The 16,431-nt window shown below is 47.9% G+C and carries 15 protein-coding genes; 7 read left to right on the top strand and 8 right to left on the bottom strand.

The genetic code is table 11. The features are described from left to right. Positions 1–200: 200 nt before the first annotated feature. Both VFS25_RS09050 and VFS25_RS09045 read left to right on the top strand, forming a co-directional pair. Complete coding sequence (locus VFS25_RS09050; protein ID WP_326461812.1) at positions 201–908, top strand: outer membrane beta-barrel protein; 708 nt, start codon at positions 201–203, stop codon at positions 906–908. 270 nt (positions 909–1,178) lie between these two features. Further along, a complete protein-coding gene (locus VFS25_RS09045; RefSeq protein WP_326461811.1) occupies positions 1,179–1,817 on the top strand; it encodes a porin family protein in 639 nt (212 codons plus the stop codon). Between the two features lie 194 nt (positions 1,818–2,011). Here the strand turns inward: VFS25_RS09045 and VFS25_RS09040 are convergent, their stop codons facing one another. Then, positions 2,012–2,965, bottom strand: coding sequence for a methylenetetrahydrofolate reductase (locus VFS25_RS09040; protein WP_326461810.1), 954 nt, complete (start codon positions 2,963–2,965; stop codon positions 2,012–2,014). A gap of 80 nt (positions 2,966–3,045) precedes the next feature. On the opposite strand from VFS25_RS09040, the gene lptB reads away from it, so the two are divergent. The 3 genes from lptB (at position 3,046) to fabG (ending at position 6,339) form a co-directional block, all read left to right on the top strand. Then, the gene (lptB, locus tag VFS25_RS09035) at positions 3,046–3,810 is read left to right on the top strand and encodes an LPS export ABC transporter ATP-binding protein (RefSeq protein WP_326461809.1); all 765 of its coding nucleotides are present in this window, start codon (positions 3,046–3,048) and stop codon (positions 3,808–3,810) included. A gap of 106 nt (positions 3,811–3,916) precedes the next feature. Further along, positions 3,917–5,437: a GH3 auxin-responsive promoter family protein gene (locus VFS25_RS09030; protein ID WP_422653312.1), complete on the top strand. Its 1,521-nt coding sequence runs from the start codon at positions 3,917–3,919 to the stop codon at positions 5,435–5,437. Between the two features lie 152 nt (positions 5,438–5,589). After that, positions 5,590–6,339: a 3-oxoacyl-[acyl-carrier-protein] reductase gene (gene fabG, locus VFS25_RS09025; RefSeq protein ID WP_326461807.1), complete on the top strand. Its 750-nt coding sequence runs from the start codon at positions 5,590–5,592 to the stop codon at positions 6,337–6,339. Between the two features lie 137 nt (positions 6,340–6,476). On the opposite strand, the gene VFS25_RS09020 is transcribed toward fabG, so the two are convergent. Beyond that, positions 6,477–7,361, bottom strand: coding sequence for an SMP-30/gluconolactonase/LRE family protein (locus tag VFS25_RS09020; protein ID WP_326461806.1), 885 nt, complete (start codon positions 7,359–7,361; stop codon positions 6,477–6,479). Positions 7,362–7,451: 90 nt separating this feature from the next. Here VFS25_RS09020 and VFS25_RS09015 point away from each other — a divergent pair, with 90 nt between their 5' ends. Continuing rightward, entirely contained in the window at positions 7,452–8,504 is a 1,053-nt protein-coding gene (locus tag VFS25_RS09015; protein ID WP_326461805.1) for a nucleoid-associated protein, read from the top strand. Between the two features lie 116 nt (positions 8,505–8,620). On the opposite strand, the gene ricT is transcribed toward VFS25_RS09015, so the two are convergent. The 6 genes from ricT to radA all read right to left on the bottom strand — a co-directional run bounded on the left by ricT (position 8,621) and on the right by radA (position 14,930). Further along, positions 8,621–10,021 (bottom strand): regulatory iron-sulfur-containing complex subunit RicT, encoded by a 1,401-nt coding sequence (ricT, locus tag VFS25_RS09010; protein ID WP_326461804.1) that lies wholly within the window; start codon positions 10,019–10,021, stop codon positions 8,621–8,623. A gap of 202 nt (positions 10,022–10,223) precedes the next feature. Further along, the gene (locus tag VFS25_RS09005) at positions 10,224–11,363 is read right to left on the bottom strand and encodes a hypothetical protein (RefSeq protein WP_326461803.1); all 1,140 of its coding nucleotides are present in this window, start codon (positions 11,361–11,363) and stop codon (positions 10,224–10,226) included. Positions 11,364–11,433: 70 nt separating this feature from the next. Then, positions 11,434–11,967, bottom strand: a complete 534-nt coding sequence (locus VFS25_RS09000) for a hypothetical protein (protein ID WP_326461802.1) — start codon at positions 11,965–11,967, stop codon at positions 11,434–11,436. Positions 11,968–12,118: 151 nt separating this feature from the next. Next, entirely contained in the window at positions 12,119–12,655 is a 537-nt protein-coding gene (locus VFS25_RS08995) for a glutathione peroxidase (RefSeq protein ID WP_326461801.1), read from the bottom strand. Between the two features lie 102 nt (positions 12,656–12,757). Beyond that, positions 12,758–13,447 (bottom strand): ComF family protein, encoded by a 690-nt coding sequence (locus VFS25_RS08990; protein WP_326461800.1) that lies wholly within the window; start codon positions 13,445–13,447, stop codon positions 12,758–12,760. 109 nt (positions 13,448–13,556) lie between these two features. After that, positions 13,557–14,930, bottom strand: coding sequence for a DNA repair protein RadA (gene radA, locus VFS25_RS08985; RefSeq protein ID WP_326461799.1), 1,374 nt, complete (start codon positions 14,928–14,930; stop codon positions 13,557–13,559). Positions 14,931–15,608: 678 nt separating this feature from the next. On the opposite strand from radA, the gene VFS25_RS08980 reads away from it, so the two are divergent. Further along, positions 15,609–16,334, top strand: a complete 726-nt coding sequence (locus VFS25_RS08980) for a zinc metallopeptidase (protein WP_326461798.1) — start codon at positions 15,609–15,611, stop codon at positions 16,332–16,334. Positions 16,335–16,431 lie beyond the last annotated feature (97 nt).

Genomic DNA, 16,431 nt, shown 5'->3' with positions numbered 1-16,431 from the left:
AGCAGTACAAACAGCTAATTGCCTTTAAATCAATAAGCAGCCCTGGCACAGTAGCGCCAGGGCTGTTATTTTTATGTATACTGCCTGGGATAACTGGATTAATTACGTACTTTAGCCCTGCATTCGAGTTGAGTGTTTGTATTTCCCTGATAGGTTTTCACATTTCCACCATTACATTTTTCATTAAAGAGGACAGATGCATGAAGAAATTTTTACTCGTTTTTCTGCTGGCCGCATGGGCCGGTACACCCTTGCATGCCCAGTTAAGCATAGGCTTCCGCGGCGGCTATAACCTGGCAACCATGCACTATAAAGACCCTGCAGCAGGCTACAAGAACAACGGCCTGGGCACCTTCCGCAGCATGAGCAGCTGGCATGCAGACCTGGTGCTGAATATGCCCCTGGGATATAACTTTTACCTGCAGCCGGTGCTGCGTTACATTACCAAAGGTACCGACATGGATGCGCCTTACAGCAGCAGCCCTACAGGTGTGTACCTGCCCAGCGCAGATAAGATACGGCTGCATTACCTGGAGCTGCCTTTGAACCTGGTATACAAAATACCGGTATCTTTTGGTAAAATTACCTTTGGCGCCGGCCCTTATGCAGGATATGGCCTGGGCGGCAACTATCAGCTGGCCATCCGCTACAATGGCAACATAGTAAGCAACGCCCGGCAGGACATCAGCTTTGAGGAGGGGTCCGGCATTCTTTCTACCAACACCCGGCTGCGCCACTGGGATGCAGGAGCCAACTTTATGGCCGGGGTGGAGCTGAATAACCTGGTAATGCTAAACGTAAACTATAGCCTGGGAATGGTTGATACGGATAAATCAACTACCAGCAGTTTAAAGAACCGGTACCTGGGCATTAGCCTGGGAATTTTACTGGACCGGGAGGATTACTAACTGCCGGGGTTATTAATGTAAGCAACGCGGTGGCGCAGCTTTAAAGCGGGCTCCATACCCAATAACACAACCATATTACACAAAGTCCCGTTACGGCCATTGCCGGACGGGACTTTGTGCGTTTGGCACCTGCCGCCGGCTGTATAACCATCCGGTATATATTAATAATAATTCTAAAAAAGAATGAATAATTGTTTCTAATAAATTAAATTATTATAAATATGTTGTTTATCTTTGGGCCGCATTTTTAACCAAATCCAGTTTTCACAAATGAAAAAGAATGTAGTTTTACTCCTGTTAGCCCTGGTAGCAACAACCCTAACTAGCTATGCCCAGGTATCTTTCGGCGTTAAAGCCGGCTTTAGCAGCAGCAGCGTTAGCTTTGATGAAAGCGAAGGCACTAAAAGGCTGGCCGCTTTTCATGCTGGCGTGATTGCTGATCTTAGCCTGGCAGAGTCCTTCTCCCTGCAGCCCCAACTGCTGTACAGCGCCAAAGGTGTTAAGGTTCCGGACATTGACGCAAATCTGAACGTAACCACTGCCAGCTACAAGCTCAACTACCTGGAGCTGCCCGTTAACTTCCTGTACAAACCGCAGGTAGGCCCCGGCAAGCTGTTTGTAGGCGCCGGCCCTTACCTGGCTTTAGGCCTGAGCGGTAAATACCAGGACATTAAGGTTAAGTTCGACGGTAAAAAAGCCGAAGACCTTGACGAAACAGACGAGAACATTCACGCTAAAGCCCTGGATGCAGGCGCTAACTTCCTGGCAGGTTATGAGCTGAGCAACGGTTTACTGTTCAGCGTTAACTACAGCCTGGGTTTAACCAACATTGACCCGGATGGCAGCAAAAGCAAGAACGGTTACTTTGGTATCAGCGTAGGTTACCTGCTGAAAAGCAAGAAGAAGTAATGAGATAGCTATCTCATAGCATAGTACACCGGAAAGCCGTTTCCCGTAATTCGGGAAGCGGCTTTTTTATTACGCCTTATTATAGGGGGAAAAAGCCGGTTGCCCGTCTTTATAGCAACGACATAGGACGTTAAAAACAAAAGTGTGACAGTATTCGTATATGCCACTACGTTTCCACGTAATGGCATTTTTATTTATGCAATGGCGGCTACCGCATTTTTAATAACATGGGGCTTGCCCAGGGTATAGTAGTGTAGCACCGGTACGCCAAACTCCTTCAGCTCTTTTGACTGCTGTATGAGCCAGCGGGTGCCTACTTCTTCTACCTCCTTATCTGTTTTGCATTTCAGCACTTCAGATGAAAGCTCGTCCGGTATATCCACAAAGAAGGTGCGGGGCAATACGGTAAGCTGTTTTTTGCTGGTAAGCGGCTTTAAGCCCGGGATAATAGGTATGGTAATACCCATTTCACGGCATTTGCCTACAAATTCAAAAAACTTCTGGTTATTAAAGAACATCTGGGTTACAATATAGTCGGCGCCCTTTTCCACTTTCCTTTTCAGGTGCGAGAGGTCGGTTTGCATATTGGGCGCTTCAAAGTGCTTTTCCGGGTAACCGGCCACGCCTATGCAAAAGTTGGTTTTTACGCCGCCCTGCAGGTCTTCCTCCAGGTAAATGCCGTTGTTCATGTGGGCTACCTGGTCCAGCAGCTCAATGGCATAGCGGTGGCCATGCGGCTCCGGCTCAAAAAAGGTTTCGTTTTTAGGAGCATCGCCGCGCAGCACCAGCACATTATCCACGCCCAGGAAGTTAAGGTCTATAAGCGCGTTCTCTGTTTCCTCCCGGGTAAAGCCGCCGCAAATGAGGTGGGGTACGGCATCTACGGTATAATGGTTCATAATGGCGGCGCAAATGCCTACCGTGCCGGGTCGCTTGCGGATCTCTACCTTTTCAAAGGTGCCGTCGGCACGCTTTTTAAACATATGTTCACTGCGATGATAAGTAACATTAATAAAAGCAGGGTTGAACTCCATCAGGGGATCCAGGTGGTCGTAAATAGACTCAATGCTTTTGCCTTTTAATGGGGGTAATATTTCGAAGGAAATGAGCGTGTCTTTAGCCTTTGCAATATGTTCAGTTACTTTCATCCGGAATGTGTTTATTTTTTTGTGACTGGCAAAAATAATATAATCTTGGGTAAATGGTTATTTTTGCTAAGTTTGAACATATGGTATTAAAAATACATACAGATCAGCTGGTAAAGAAGTACCGTAACAGAACGGTGGTGAACCATGTATCTGTAGAAGTTACGCAGGGAGAAATTGTAGGGCTGCTGGGCCCTAACGGTGCAGGTAAAACCACTACCTTTTATATGGTGGTAGGTTTAATTAAGCCCGATGAGGGAGAGGTATTCCTGGACGATGTGAATATTACCAAGCTGCCCATGTACAAGCGGGCGCAAATGGGCATTGGCTACCTGCCGCAGGAAGCTTCTGTTTTCCGTAAGCTGAGCGTGGAAGATAATATTGCAGCCGTGCTGGAAATGACCAACCTGAAAAAGACCGAGCAGAAAGATAAGCTGGAAAACCTGCTGAACGAGTTTCGCCTGCAGCATGTGCGTAAAAGCCCCGGCGATGTGCTGAGCGGCGGTGAGCGCCGGCGCACGGAAATAGCCAGGGCCCTGGCGGTAGACCCCAAGTTTATTTTGCTGGACGAGCCTTTTGCCGGTATTGATCCCATTGCCGTAGAAGATATACAATCCATAGTAGCCAGGTTAAAGTACAAGAACATAGGCATTCTTATCACAGACCATAACGTACAGGAAACCCTGTCTATCACCGACCGGGCCTACCTGCTGTTTGAAGGAAAAATACTGAAGGCCGGCACTGCCGAAGAGTTGGCGGCCGATGAACAGGTAAGAAAAGTGTATCTTGGCCAGAATTTCATTTTACGCCGTAAGAACTACCTGGATGAAGCTGCAAAACAACAATAAAACCGGTATACCGTTCACAACCGGCTGCAGGCTGTTCAAGGTGGCCGCGGGCAAACCATGCTAACAGCTGCTTTATGTCAAAATCCGAAAGAACCTTTTCTTAAATATGAGAATTTTAAGTCCTGCAATATCTCAATTGGCGCGATTGCGTATGGGACGCATAGAGTATTTTATGCAATATCCCCTACAGGTGCAGCAGCAGGTTTTCCAGAGTTTAATTAGTGCCGCCCAGTACACGGAGTTTGGCAAGCAGTACAATTTTTCCAGCATTTATAAAATAGAGGAATATAAACAGCGGGTGCCTGTACATAACTACGACTCTATTAAACCCTATATACAACGGGTAATGGAAGGGCAGCAGAATGTATTATGGAATACGCCTATTAAATGGTTTGCCAAATCCAGCGGTACCACTGCCGATAAAAGCAAGTTCATTCCCGTATCTGTGGAAAGCCTGGATGAATGCCATTACCGCTCCGGGCGCGATGTGCTGTCACTCTTCTACAACAACTTCCCGGACTCTGACCTGCTTACCGGCAAATCGCTGGTAATAGGCGGCAGCCACCAGGTGAACAAGCTGTCGGCCGACAGCGACTCCTACTACGGCGACCTCAGCGCAGTAATGCTGCAGAACATGCCTTTTTACGGCAACATGATCCGTACGCCCGACCTTTCCATTGCCCTGATGGATGAATGGGAGGAAAAAATAGAGCGTATGGCCAATGCCGTTATACATGAAAATGTAACCTCCATAGCCGGCGTACCCACCTGGACGCTGGTGCTTATAAAACGCATATTTGAGCTAACCGGTACAGATAACCTGGCCGATGTGTGGCCCAACCTGGAGCTGTATATGCACGGCGGCGTAAGCTTTACCCCTTACCGCGACCAGTTTAAAAAACTGATCCGCAAGCCGGATATGTATTACCAGGAAACCTATAACGCTTCTGAAGGGTTTTTTGCCGCACAGGATATTATAGGGCAGGAGGGGTTGCTGCTGTTCCTGAACCATGGCATTTTTTACGAGTTTATGCCCATGGAGGAATACGGGAAGGAAAACCCGCGCACCCTGCAGCTGCAGGAGGTGGAAATGGGGAAGAACTACGCGATTATTATCAGCACCAACGGGGGGCTATGGCGCTACCTGGTAGGCGATACCATTCAGTTTGTTAGCCTGGCGCCCTACCGTATACGCGTGAGCGGCCGCACCAAATCGTTCATTAACGCTTTTGGGGAAGAGCTGATTGTTGAAAATTCCGACAAGGCTATTGCACATGCCTGCGAAGTAACCGGTGCTATCGTTAACGACTATACGGCTGCACCCATTTATTTCAGCGAAGGCAGCAACGGCGGGCATGAGTGGCTGGTTGAGTTTGAGGTACCGCCGCGTAATGCGCAGCAGTTTGTGGAAGTGCTGGATAACACGCTGAAATCCATTAACTCTGATTATGAAGCCAAACGCCATAAAGATATTGCCCTGCGTATGCCGGTAATGCATGTGCTGCCCAAAGGCACCTTTACCGAATGGTTAAAGAGCAAAGGCAAGCTGGGCGGCCAGCACAAAGTACCGCGCCTGAATAATGAAAGGCATTACATAGAGGAGATTAAAGCGTTCGTAGGTAATTAATAATGAAGAATGAATAATTAATAATAATGGAGGCGGTGTTGCATGTTATTAATAAGCATACCGTGGCTGCATTATAATTATTACATAGTAGATACTGGAATTACTAACTTTTAATATTAATTGTTAATTATTAATTGAATTAACTGCACAACATGAAATTACTGGAGAACAAAGTTGCTATTGTAACAGGTGCCAGCCGCGGAATTGGAGAAGCCATTGCTGAAAAATTTGCAGAACAGGGGGCTCATGTAGCCTTTACATATGTAAGCTCGGATGAAAAAGCCCGGGCGTTGGAACAAAAGCTGCAGGCCAAAGGCGTAAAGGCAAAGGCTTACAAATCCAACGCAGGCATTTATAAAGATTGCGAAACGCTGGTGGCCGATGTGCTGAAAGATTTTGGCGCCGTTGACATTTGCGTGAACAATGCCGGTATTTCCAAAGACAACCTGCTGCTGCGCATGAGCGAAGAGCAGTGGGACGATGTAATGGACATTAACCTCAAGAGCGTGTACAACATGACCAAGCAGGTAATACGCCCTATGATGAAAGCCAAGAACGGCGTTATTATTAACATGAGCTCCATTATTGGTATTAAGGGCAACGCTGGTCAAAGCAGCTATGCAGCTTCCAAAGCAGGCATTATAGGGTTCACCAAATCAATAGCGCAGGAGCTGGGCAGCCGTAACATACGCTGCAACGCCGTGGCCCCGGGCTTTGTGGAAACAGATATGACGCATTACCTGAAAGATGGCGACGGCGCAAAGCATTATATTGAACAAATTCCCCTGGGCCGCTTCGGCACCACGGAAGATATTGCCAATGTATGCCTGTTCCTGGCATCTGACATGGGCAGCTATTTAACCGGCCAGGTAATCAGCGCCTGCGGCGGATTGAATATATAATTGAGCTATTCATAAAAATAAAGAGGGCCGCCTTACTGTAAGGCGGCCCCCTTTATTTATGCTATGTTTTCAGCTTCAGCCCCCAAATACCGGCCCGGTACTATGCTTTGTGCCTTCTGCTTTGCGCTTTCAGCTTTTTATATACCCGGAATATCTACCCGGAATGTTTCAATGCATTTTCTGTCCTGCAGGGTTACGTATACGGTTTTCTTGTCCCTGCCGCCAAATACCAGGTTGCTGCACAGCTTACCTTTCAGCCGTATTTCACGTATAAGCTTGCCTTCCGGGGAAAGAACGGCAATTACTCCTTTGCCGTGGCGGCATACATACAGGTTGCCGGCCTTATCGCACTTCATACCGTCAAACCCGTAGTCAGGAAATGTTGCAAACAGTTTTTTATTAAAAACATTGCCGGCATCATCCACATCATACCGCCATATTTTGCGTTGTATACTTTCGTTCACATACAGGTTCTTTTCATCCGGGCTAAGGGCAATACCGTTGGTGGTGCCCATGCGGCGCTCCAGCAGCACGGGATTGCCGCCTTTGTCAATACGCCACAGCTGCCCGCTTTCTGCCTGCCAGTTAGGGTCGGAGGCATACAGCTGCCCTTTGCTGTTAATGATAATATCGTTGGGCTGGTTAAACTGTGAGCTGTGCACATACACGCTTATCTTTTTGGTTTGCATGTTCACCTCCAGTATGTTATGGCCTTTAAAGTCGGCCAGGTACATGATATTGCCTTCTTTATTGAACTTTATGCTGTTGGCAGTGCTGGTATCGGCCAGGGTTACAAATACCTCACCGCTGCCATCCCGGGTATTGATTTTACCAACCGTACCATCCTGGTGAAAATTTACCACGTACAGGTTGCCCTTTTTATCAAAACAGGGGCCTTCAATGTTCTGCGAGAAAGTGTTTTCCTTTGTAAGATCCTGTGCTTCAAACAGCGGCGCTTTTTTTTGTGCATGTACAGTGCTGCAGGCCATAACAGCCGCCAGAAATACGATGTTTCTTTGCATGTTGTAACTTCTATGTAACCATGCTAAGCTATATAAATTAATTAGTGAATACAATAATTTATATACCGGCGGTATGCTAATTTCGCACCTATGATCCATGTTTCAGCATTCCAGGATTTAGCGCACCTGGCTATTCATAAAGTAGGCAACGCTTCACAGGACGAGCCCCTTATTTGCTCCCAGGCGCCGTTAGCGCTGGAAGACGAAACCATTGGCCAGCTGCTGCTGAACTATTTTATACAACCGTTTGCCAATAGCGCCGAGTACTTCCGGTTTTATCATGAAGCAGATCTGCAGCTGAATGAAGTGTTCCAGTACTGTAAACGTATTTTTGCCAACCAGGACAGCTTTTACGAGCAATCTGTAAACATTGCCAAACATTTATACAAGCACAGCACCCATCCTAAAATAAAAGGCGGGGAGCTGTATATCACTTACTTCAGCAAATGTTTAACTGACGGGGAGGAAGCGCCGGCCATCGGCATTTTTAAATCGGAGAACCGCGATACATACCTGAAAGTGTTCCTTTCCAATGAAAATTACCAGGTGAACTATGAGGATGGCATTAACATTAACAAGCTGGATAAAGGCTGCCTGGTGTTTAACATTGAGGAAGGGGAAGGGTATAAGGTGAGCGTTATTGACAGCAACAGCAAACAGAATGAGGCAGTGTACTGGAAAGACTCGTTTTTGCAGGTGCAGCGCCGGGAGGATAATTACCACCAAACAGAAACCATGGTGAACATGTGCAAGCTGTTCATACAGGACAAACTGCCGGCTGAATATGAAATGAGCCGGGTTGACCAGGTAGACCTGCTGAACAAATCAGCGGCTTATTTTAAGGAGAAAGAGCAGTTCCAGGTAGATGATTTTGCGCAGGAGGTGCTGGGGCACCCCGATGCTATTGCCTCCTTTAAAGAATACCGCAATCATTTTCAGCAGGAGTTCCGGCAGGAGATACCGGATGAATTTGATATTTCGGCCCCCGCGGTTAAAAAACAGCAGAAGGTATTTAAAAGCGTGCTGAAGCTGGACCGCAATTTTCATATATACATACACGGTAACCGCGACCTGATAGAACGGGGCTTTGATGAGGCTACGAATATGTATTATTACAAGCTGCTGTTTGAGAACGAAAGCTAAGGAAAGTTTAAGGCGCTGCGAACCGCTTAAACAGCTGACCGTTTAAAGCAGGCGCCTAAAGAAAAAGCGGCTGCATCATACAATGCAGCCGCTTTTTTATAGTATGGGCGTTTACGCTATTTCCTGGTTTTATGCCTGGGCGGGCGTTGCTTTTGATCCCGTTGCTCCCTGGGCTCGCGCGGCTGGTTGTTATTATCCTGCTGCGGGCCACGGTTGCCGCCACCCTGCTGTTTATGCTCCTGTTTCTGACCCTGGGGCTTGGGTTCCCGGTGCTTCTGCTCATGGCGGTTGCGTTGTTCAGGACGGTTGCCGCCTCCCTGTTCCGCCTTTTTACCGGGCTGCTGTTTTTGCCCGCCCTGCGGCTGCTGCTTTTGCTGTTGCTGCTTTTGTTTTTCCTTATCCTTTTGCTTACGCTTGTGGGCGGTTTTTTCCAGGCTGCGCAGGCTTATCTGTCCTACCACATCTGCAAAGCCCAGGTCTGTTTCCTTGGGTTTGCTTACCACTACCTCTACAGCTTTCAGCTCTTCCGGCTTAATACCCTGTTTGTTCAGCTGGCGTATTTCCTTTACGCGGCTAATGGTTAAGGGGTATTGTTTATTGCTGGTGTCGTAGCTGTACCACATAAGGTTTTTGAAAATATCCCGTTTTTGCAGGGTGGCTACGCCACTGGCAGTTTCAATGGTATCAGCGTCTTCAGGAAAATCTTTCAGGGCATCCAGGTAAGTGTCCAGCTCATAGTTAAGGCAGCATTTGAGGCGGCCGCACTGGCCGGATAATTTGGCCTGGTTAATAGAAAGGTTCTGGTAACGGGCAGCGGTAGTGTTTACGCTTTTAAAGTCAGACAGCCAGGTGGAGCAGCAAAGCTCCCTGCCGCAGCTGCCAATACCGCCTACCTTGCCGGCTTCCTGGCGGGCGCCGATCTGCCGCATTTCTACCTTTACCCTGAATTCGGAGGCGTATATTTTTATCAGCTCCCTGAAATCCACACGGTCATCGGCAGTATAAAAGAAGGTGGCTTTACGGCCGTCGGCCTGTATCTCTACTTCGGCCAGCTTCATTTCCAGTCCAATGCTGCGGGCAATGGCGCGGGCTTTAATAAGCGCATCTTTTTCCCGTGCTTTGTTTTCGTTCATGCGGTTCAGATCGTCCGTCGTGGGGCGACGTAACACTTTTTTTACCTCAGGGGTATCTTCTGCCCGCCTTTTTTTCATTTGCAGCTTTACCAACTCGCCGGTAAGGCTTACAGTTCCTATGTCAAAACCGCTAATGCCTTCCACTGTTACCAGCTCTCCTTTCTCGAAGTATTGTTTGGTAACATTGCGGAAAAAATCTTTACGACTACCGTTATTAAAGCTAACTTCTATAATATCAAATGGTGCTAAGCTGTCACCCAGGGGAATATTGGCCAGCCAATCAAATACATTAAGCCTGTTACATCCTCCGCTACTGCATCCTCCGTTGCTTTTGCATCCTGCTGGCTTCCCATCCACTCCCGTACCACATCCGGCACAAGCCATATTGTCTTAGTTTAAGTTTTAGTTATAAGTATCTATTCCGTTCCAAATCTGTTCTGCCACCCTTTAAAATACATATTTATTTCATAGGTAACAAAAAACAGGGGACTGCAAAGGTAACCAAAATAGGCCACGAAAGTTCATTTACCGGGCCGGGCTCTTAAAAAGCCTGTCCGGCGGGCATACCAGGACCCTACCGGCAGTTTCAGGCCACCGGTAACGGCTTGTTGCGGAAAATGTATTGCAGGCGTATGGACAGGGCATGGAACAGCAGCCTGGCATTGGCGTTCCGCTCTATATAATAGCAGGCATTATCCAGCAGCTGCATAATTTGTTCCATTTGCCGCATGTTCACCAGCTTATTGAGCTTGGCGGCAAAATCCATTTCCTCTTCAGAAAAGGCCAGCATGTCTTTAGGCAGGTACTGCATGCGCAGGCTATGCTCCAGCAGGTTAATAAAGTAGCGCAGGAACTGTTTCTGGTTCTCGCGTCCCATTTTGGCATTGGCTATTTGCTCTATCCACTGCTGCTGGGCAGGGCGGTTGCCGGTAAAAATGCTATTGAGCCAGGTGCGCAGCAGCTCATGGTAATCGTCTTCCGCGTTTTGCAGCAGGTACAATGCCTCCCGGTAGTTGCCCATGGCAATAGTGGCTACCTGCCGGGCTTTGGCCGGGGCGGCATTTGCCCGTTGCACCAGGGCATTTACCAGCACCTCTTTAGGCAGCGGGTTCACTTTTATAAGATGTACGCGGGAAAGAATGGTAGCCAGTATCTGCTCCTGGTTTTCCGCCACCAGTATAAACAGGGTATTGGCCGGCGGTTCCTCAATAAGCTTGAGCAGGCGGTTGCCTTCATTGCCCAGGTATTCCGGCATCCACATAACCAGTATCTTATAGGTGCTTTCAAAGCTTTTGAGGCTGAGTTTACGGATAATATCGTGGCACTCATTGGCGGTAATATTACCCTGCTTGTTCTCGGCGCCAATAAACTGCAGCCAGTCATAGGCATTACCGTAGGGGTGGGTGCCTATAAATTCCCGCCACTCGGCCACATAATCGGTGCTCAGCGGTTTATCGCCCGGCTTGCGGGGAATAACAGGGTAGGAGAAGTGAATATCCGGGTGTATGTACTGGCCGGCTTTTACACAGGCAGGGCATTGCCCGCAGGCGTCGCTCTCCTGCTTATTCTCACATGCCATGTACTGTGCAAAGGCAAGCGCCAGGGATAAGCCCCCCGCCCCTTCCGGCGCCAGCAGCAGCATGGCATGGCTTAAACGGTTCTGCTGTACCGCCTGTATCAGCTGCTGCTGAATATTTTCCTGGCCTATGATGTCTGAAAATAGCATGTGGTAAATGTGCTGATGTGCAAATATGCAAATGTTTTCCTTATTATCTGCACATACAGGATATGCGTGCCTACCGCAACGGAGTAAAACAAACCTTGTTAAAGGTGCCTTTACCTTTAAAAGTGTGGTTATTGCTTTCAAAGTAGTAGCTGCCGCTCATAGTTTGTTTGGACGTGCTCCAGCGGGTAATGGTAACGCTGGAGGTATCGGTATCTGCAAACCGGAACTCATTGCCTGTTTTTACTGCCACTACCACCAGGCCGCTTACAATGCTGTCGCGGTGCGCCGGGTAGGTATAGGTTTTTAAAGGCAGGCTGTCGGTAAGCAGGTCATCGCCCTGGTACAGGCCGTCGCGCAGGTTAAAAATCACCTTAAACGAGTCGGTAAGCGTTTCCATTGTTATGTACTTGCTGCCGCCGGAGTCCGACGGAATACGGAACAGGGTATTGTTGCTTACTTTCAGTGCATAGGTGCTGTCATGCAAAACAAGATCCATGTAATAATTATTACAGGAAAAAGAAGGTGTATTGTAGTTATCCTCACAGGCGGCAAAGGCCCCGCAAAACAGTACGACAATTAAAAAGCGCACCAGTTTTATATACATAGCATATGGATTGAACACTATAAGAAACACTACACGCCTGCTCTTTATTATTTTTTGCAGAACAGGGGTGTAGTGTATATAAACGAACTTACTGACTAAAACTGGCAAATAGTTATGCGAGGGAGAAGGAGATGTGATATGCCTGTAATGATCAGTTATAGTGTTTCTCTATAGCAGTAATCACTTCTTCGGACATCGGTTGCGTTTTGGGCGCAAAAACAGCCACCAGGTTACCCTTTTCATCCAGCAGGTACTTCTGGAAGTTCCAGGTTACCTCTTCCGGCTGCAGGTGTTTGGCCTTGCTTTCTGCTATGAGCCATTTGTACAGGGGGTGCATATCATCTCCCTTTACTGAAATTTTGGCTGCCATAGGAAAAGTAACCGCATATTTTTTGGTGCAAAACTCCTGTATCTCTTTATTGGTGCCAGGCTCCTGCGCATGAAAATTGTTGGCAGGGAAACCGATGATCACCAGCTTGCCCTCATACTTCTTGTACAGCTTTTCCAGGTCGGCATACTGCGGGGTGTTACCGCACTGGGAGGCCGTGTTCACGATCAGTATTTTCTTTCCTTTATAGTCGGCGAAATTGATCTTGCCGCCGTCAATAGATTCCACTTTAAAATTGTAGATAGATCCGCCTGCTGCCATAAAAGTGAATAATATGGAGATCAGTAATGTCTTGATCATAGTGGTGCGTTTTTGTGAGGCAAAATTGTTAGTGCTGTCACTGGCTCGTAAAGTTACTCATACTCCTTCAAATTAAGCAATTAATTATACCAGTGGCGCATGTTAAATGCTTGTAAAGGCCAGGGAGCAAATGCTTACAGTGGCCTGCGCAGCCAGCAGGGCCCGGCTGCAGGCTTCCGTGGTGGCGCCGGTAGTAATTACATCGTCTACCAGCAGCACGTGGCGGCCCTGCAGGTCGCCCGGTTTTTTAACGGTAAACATATGCGATACATTTTCCCAGCGGTCCGTACGGTTTTTGCGGGTTTGGGAGCTTACCTGCATGCTTCTTTCCAGCACGCGCGGCAGCAGTGGTTTTTGCACCACGCCTGCTATGCCGTTTGCCAGCAGGGTGGCCTGGTTATACCCGCGCTGCCGTTCCCGGGCGGCGTACAACGGCACAGGAACAATGCAGTCAATTTCGTATAGCCATGCGCTTTGCAGCAGCATTTGTCCCATTTGCCGGCCCAGGTGCAGGGCTACATCTTTACGTTGGTGATATTTGAACTGGTGAATAAGCTTTTGCAGGGTAGAGGCCTGGGTGTAGTAGTAGGCAGCCATGGCATGGCGGATGTTTATGCGGCCCCAGAAGATTTTTTCAACTGGGTTATGGGTGTACTGCTGAAAACCGGTAGCAGGCAGCCGCCGGCTGCAGTGCAGGCAAAGCACCTGTTCCGTGCGCACCAGGTCGCGGCCGCAGCCTTCGCATATATGCGGGTAAAACAGGTGTACCAGGGAGGAAAGCATGGGGAACATACAATATCAAATGTAAAATTTTAAAGGTAAAATGTAAAAGTTAATGCAGCGGAGCGCTGATGCCGTTACTTTTACATTCTGCATTTTACATTTAATATTTTACATTTCATCAGAACAGCTGGCGGTATACTTCATCTACGCGGCCAACGGGTACCACCTCAATATTGAACTTGGCGCTATGCGCGCCCTGTTTGTTGTAGCGGGATATGAATATCTTGTCAAAGCCCAGCTTTTCCGCTTCGGCAATGCGTTGTTCAATACGGTTTACGGCGCGTATTTCCCCGCTAAGGCCTACTTCGCCGGCAAAGCAGATATTGCTGCTTACCGCCACATCTTCATACGAAGAAAGCAGCGCGCACAGTACGGCCAGGTCTATGGCAGGATCTTCCACCCGGATGCCGCCGGCAATATTCAGGAACACGTCTTTAACGCCAAAGTGAAAGCCGCCGCGCTTTTCCAGCACAGCCAGCAGCAGCTGCAGGCGGCGCAGGTCAAAACCGGTAGCGGTACGCTGGGGTGTGCCGTAAACAGATTGGGTAACCAGTGCCTGCACCTCAACCAGCATGGGCCGCATGCCTTCCATGGTAGCGGAAATGGCAACGCCGCTCAGCTGATCTTCACGCTGTGAAATGAGTATTTCAGAGGGATTGGTAACCTGCCGCAGGCCATGCCCTGTCATTTCATAAATGCCCAGTTCCGCGGTAGAGCCAAAGCGGTTTTTGATAGTGCGTAAAATGCGGTAAGCATAGTGCTGGTCGCCTTCAAACTGCAGTACGGTATCAACCATGTGCTCCAGTATTTTAGGGCCGGCAATGGCGCCGTCTTTTGTAATATGCCCTATGAGAAACACGGGCGTATGCGTTTCTTTTGCAAAGCGCTGCATTTCCGCGGTAGTTTCCCTTATCTGGGAAATACTGCCGGGTGCAGCTTCAATAAAAGGAGATTGCAGGGTTTGAATAGAGTCTACGATCACCAGCTGCGGGCGCAGCTTTTTTATTTCCTGGAAAATGGTTTGGGTAGCCGTTTCTGTAAGCAGGTAAAACCGGTCGTTCTGTATCTTTAAACGGTCGGCCCGCATTTTTATCTGCTGCGCGCTTTCCTCTCCGCTGATATAGAGTGTAGTGATGTGCGATAGCTGTAAGGCATTCTGAAGAAACAAAGTAGATTTACCAATGCCGGGCTCACCGCCTACCAGCACCAGGGAGCCGGGCACAATACCGCCGCCCAGCACGCGGTTCAGCTCTGCATCGCCGGTAAGCAGGCGTTCTTCGGCTGTGCTGCTTACCTCCGAGAGGTTAACGATACTGTCTGCTGCATGCGGCAGCTCAGTTTGTTTCCAGCTGTTATTGCGCAGCGGAATATCTTTCTGGATTTTTTCTTCTACAAATGTGTTCCATTGGCCGCAGCTGGGACAGCGCCCGTTCCATTTTGCTGATTCATATCCGCATTGCTGGCAAAAGAATGCGGTTTTAATTTTACTCATGCAATAAAGGTAGATAATTAGCAATTAGCGGTTAGGTTTAGCTGTTAGCAATGAACCGCAAAAATTGCGCAGCCAAAAGCTATAAAACCGGCTGCTAAGATCAGAAAACGGAACGCCTGGTATTTGCGTTGTAAAAAATTGATAAGGAGAATAGAAAAGCCGGCGGTTATTTAAAAGCATTTATAACCTGCAAAAAGAAAAAGAGCCAACAGAAGATTCCGTTGACTCTTTCTACTTACTAACCCATTAAATTCAGGTCTAAATTACTAAATGGGTTCAGAATAAAAAAGTTTATTTAATTGATGTGAATAACTTTTGAAAAGTTTTCATAATGTGACAGATCGGCTCCTGGCGCTTGTTTCAGGGCATTGGCAGGTTTAATATTAATTGCATTGAATGGTCGTAAAATATTGATAAATAGGAGTGATGCCTGATTATTTTACATATAAAAAATGGGTAATAAAATGCCTTTTTATTACTGACAAATCGTCTATAACATTCTTTTGGAGCGCATGTTGGTGCGCCATAATGACAGCATTAATTTTTGAAACTGACAGAAAGGAATGCCCGGGAACCCGTTTTCTTAATGAAATCCTAAAACCAGGTATTCAAGCGGTATTGGACAACATTTTGATGATATAACCATAGTAATTTTGCAATTAATAATCAATTTGACCAATGACACCTGATCTGATGTTGTTTATAATGCCCGGTATGCCACCCGGGGTAATGTTGTTATCCCTGTTATTTATTGGCATTAGCATGCTGGTTAGCTGGCGGCTGCGCAGCAAGTTCAGGGAATATGGCCAGGTTCCCCTTTCTTCCGGCCTCACTGGTAAGCAGGTGGCAGAAAAAATGCTGCGCGATAATGGCATTTATGATGTGCAGGTGATCTCGGTAGACGGGTTCCTGTCTGACCACTACAACCCGGAAAACAAAACCGTGAACCTTAGCCCCGATGTGTATGCCAGCTCCAGCGTAGCAGCTGCGGCCGTAGCGGCGCATGAGTGCGGCCACGCTGTGCAGCATGCAAAGTCTTATCAGTGGCTTACTTTGCGCTCTAAACTGGTGCCGGCCGTACAGGTAAGCTCCAGCCTGGTGCAGTGGGTGCTGTTAGGCGGTATACTGCTGGTAAACGTGTTTCCGGCCCTGTTGCTGGGCGGTATCATACTGTTTGCGGTAACTACGCTGTTTGCGCTTATTACTTTGCCGGTGGAGTTTGACGCCTCCCGCCGTGGCCTGGCCTGGCTAAATAGCACCACGCTTATGCCGCCCGGGGAGTATGGCAAGGCTAAAGACGCGCTTTGGTGGGCAGCCATGACCTATGTAGTAGCTGCCGTTGCCTCTATAGCCACATTAATCCAGTACATACTTATTTATATGGGCGCCCGTAACAGGGACTAAAAAAGTTATCAAGTAGAATTTTTTAAGCGAGAAAACTCCATTTACCTGCCAGGGTAAATGGAGTTTTTCATTTAAAAACGTATATTCGCCTTTTTTT

The sequence above is a fragment of the Chitinophaga sp. genome, assembly GCF_035761305.1.
Lineage (GTDB): Bacteria > Bacteroidota > Bacteroidia > Chitinophagales > Chitinophagaceae > Chitinophaga.
This window is presented reverse-complemented; position numbering and strand designations above follow the sequence as displayed.

Coding starts and splice junctions, on each gene's coding strand:
- VFS25_RS09000 (WP_326461802.1), bottom strand. CDS start 11,967: ATGTATATAAAACTGGTGCGCTTTTTAATTGTCGTACTGTTTTGCGGG.
- VFS25_RS09015 (WP_326461805.1), top strand. CDS start 7,452: ATGATCCATGTTTCAGCATTCCAGGATTTAGCGCACCTGGCTATTCAT.
- VFS25_RS09040 (WP_326461810.1), bottom strand. CDS start 2,965: ATGAAAGTAACTGAACATATTGCAAAGGCTAAAGACACGCTCATTTCC.
- fabG (WP_326461807.1), top strand. CDS start 5,590: ATGAAATTACTGGAGAACAAAGTTGCTATTGTAACAGGTGCCAGCCGC.
- radA (WP_326461799.1), bottom strand. CDS start 14,930: ATGAGTAAAATTAAAACCGCATTCTTTTGCCAGCAATGCGGATATGAA.
- VFS25_RS09030 (WP_422653312.1), top strand. CDS start 3,917: ATGAGAATTTTAAGTCCTGCAATATCTCAATTGGCGCGATTGCGTATG.
- VFS25_RS09045 (WP_326461811.1), top strand. CDS start 1,179: ATGAAAAAGAATGTAGTTTTACTCCTGTTAGCCCTGGTAGCAACAACC.
- VFS25_RS09005 (WP_326461803.1), bottom strand. CDS start 11,363: ATGCTATTTTCAGACATCATAGGCCAGGAAAATATTCAGCAGCAGCTG.
- VFS25_RS09050 (WP_326461812.1), top strand. CDS start 201: ATGAAGAAATTTTTACTCGTTTTTCTGCTGGCCGCATGGGCCGGTACA.
- lptB (WP_326461809.1), top strand. CDS start 3,046: ATGGTATTAAAAATACATACAGATCAGCTGGTAAAGAAGTACCGTAAC.
- VFS25_RS08990 (WP_326461800.1), bottom strand. CDS start 13,447: ATGTTCCCCATGCTTTCCTCCCTGGTACACCTGTTTTACCCGCATATA.
- VFS25_RS08980 (WP_326461798.1), top strand. CDS start 15,609: ATGACACCTGATCTGATGTTGTTTATAATGCCCGGTATGCCACCCGGG.
- VFS25_RS08995 (WP_326461801.1), bottom strand. CDS start 12,655: ATGATCAAGACATTACTGATCTCCATATTATTCACTTTTATGGCAGCA.
- VFS25_RS09020 (WP_326461806.1), bottom strand. CDS start 7,361: ATGCAAAGAAACATCGTATTTCTGGCGGCTGTTATGGCCTGCAGCACT.
- ricT (WP_326461804.1), bottom strand. CDS start 10,021: ATGGCTTGTGCCGGATGTGGTACGGGAGTGGATGGGAAGCCAGCAGGA.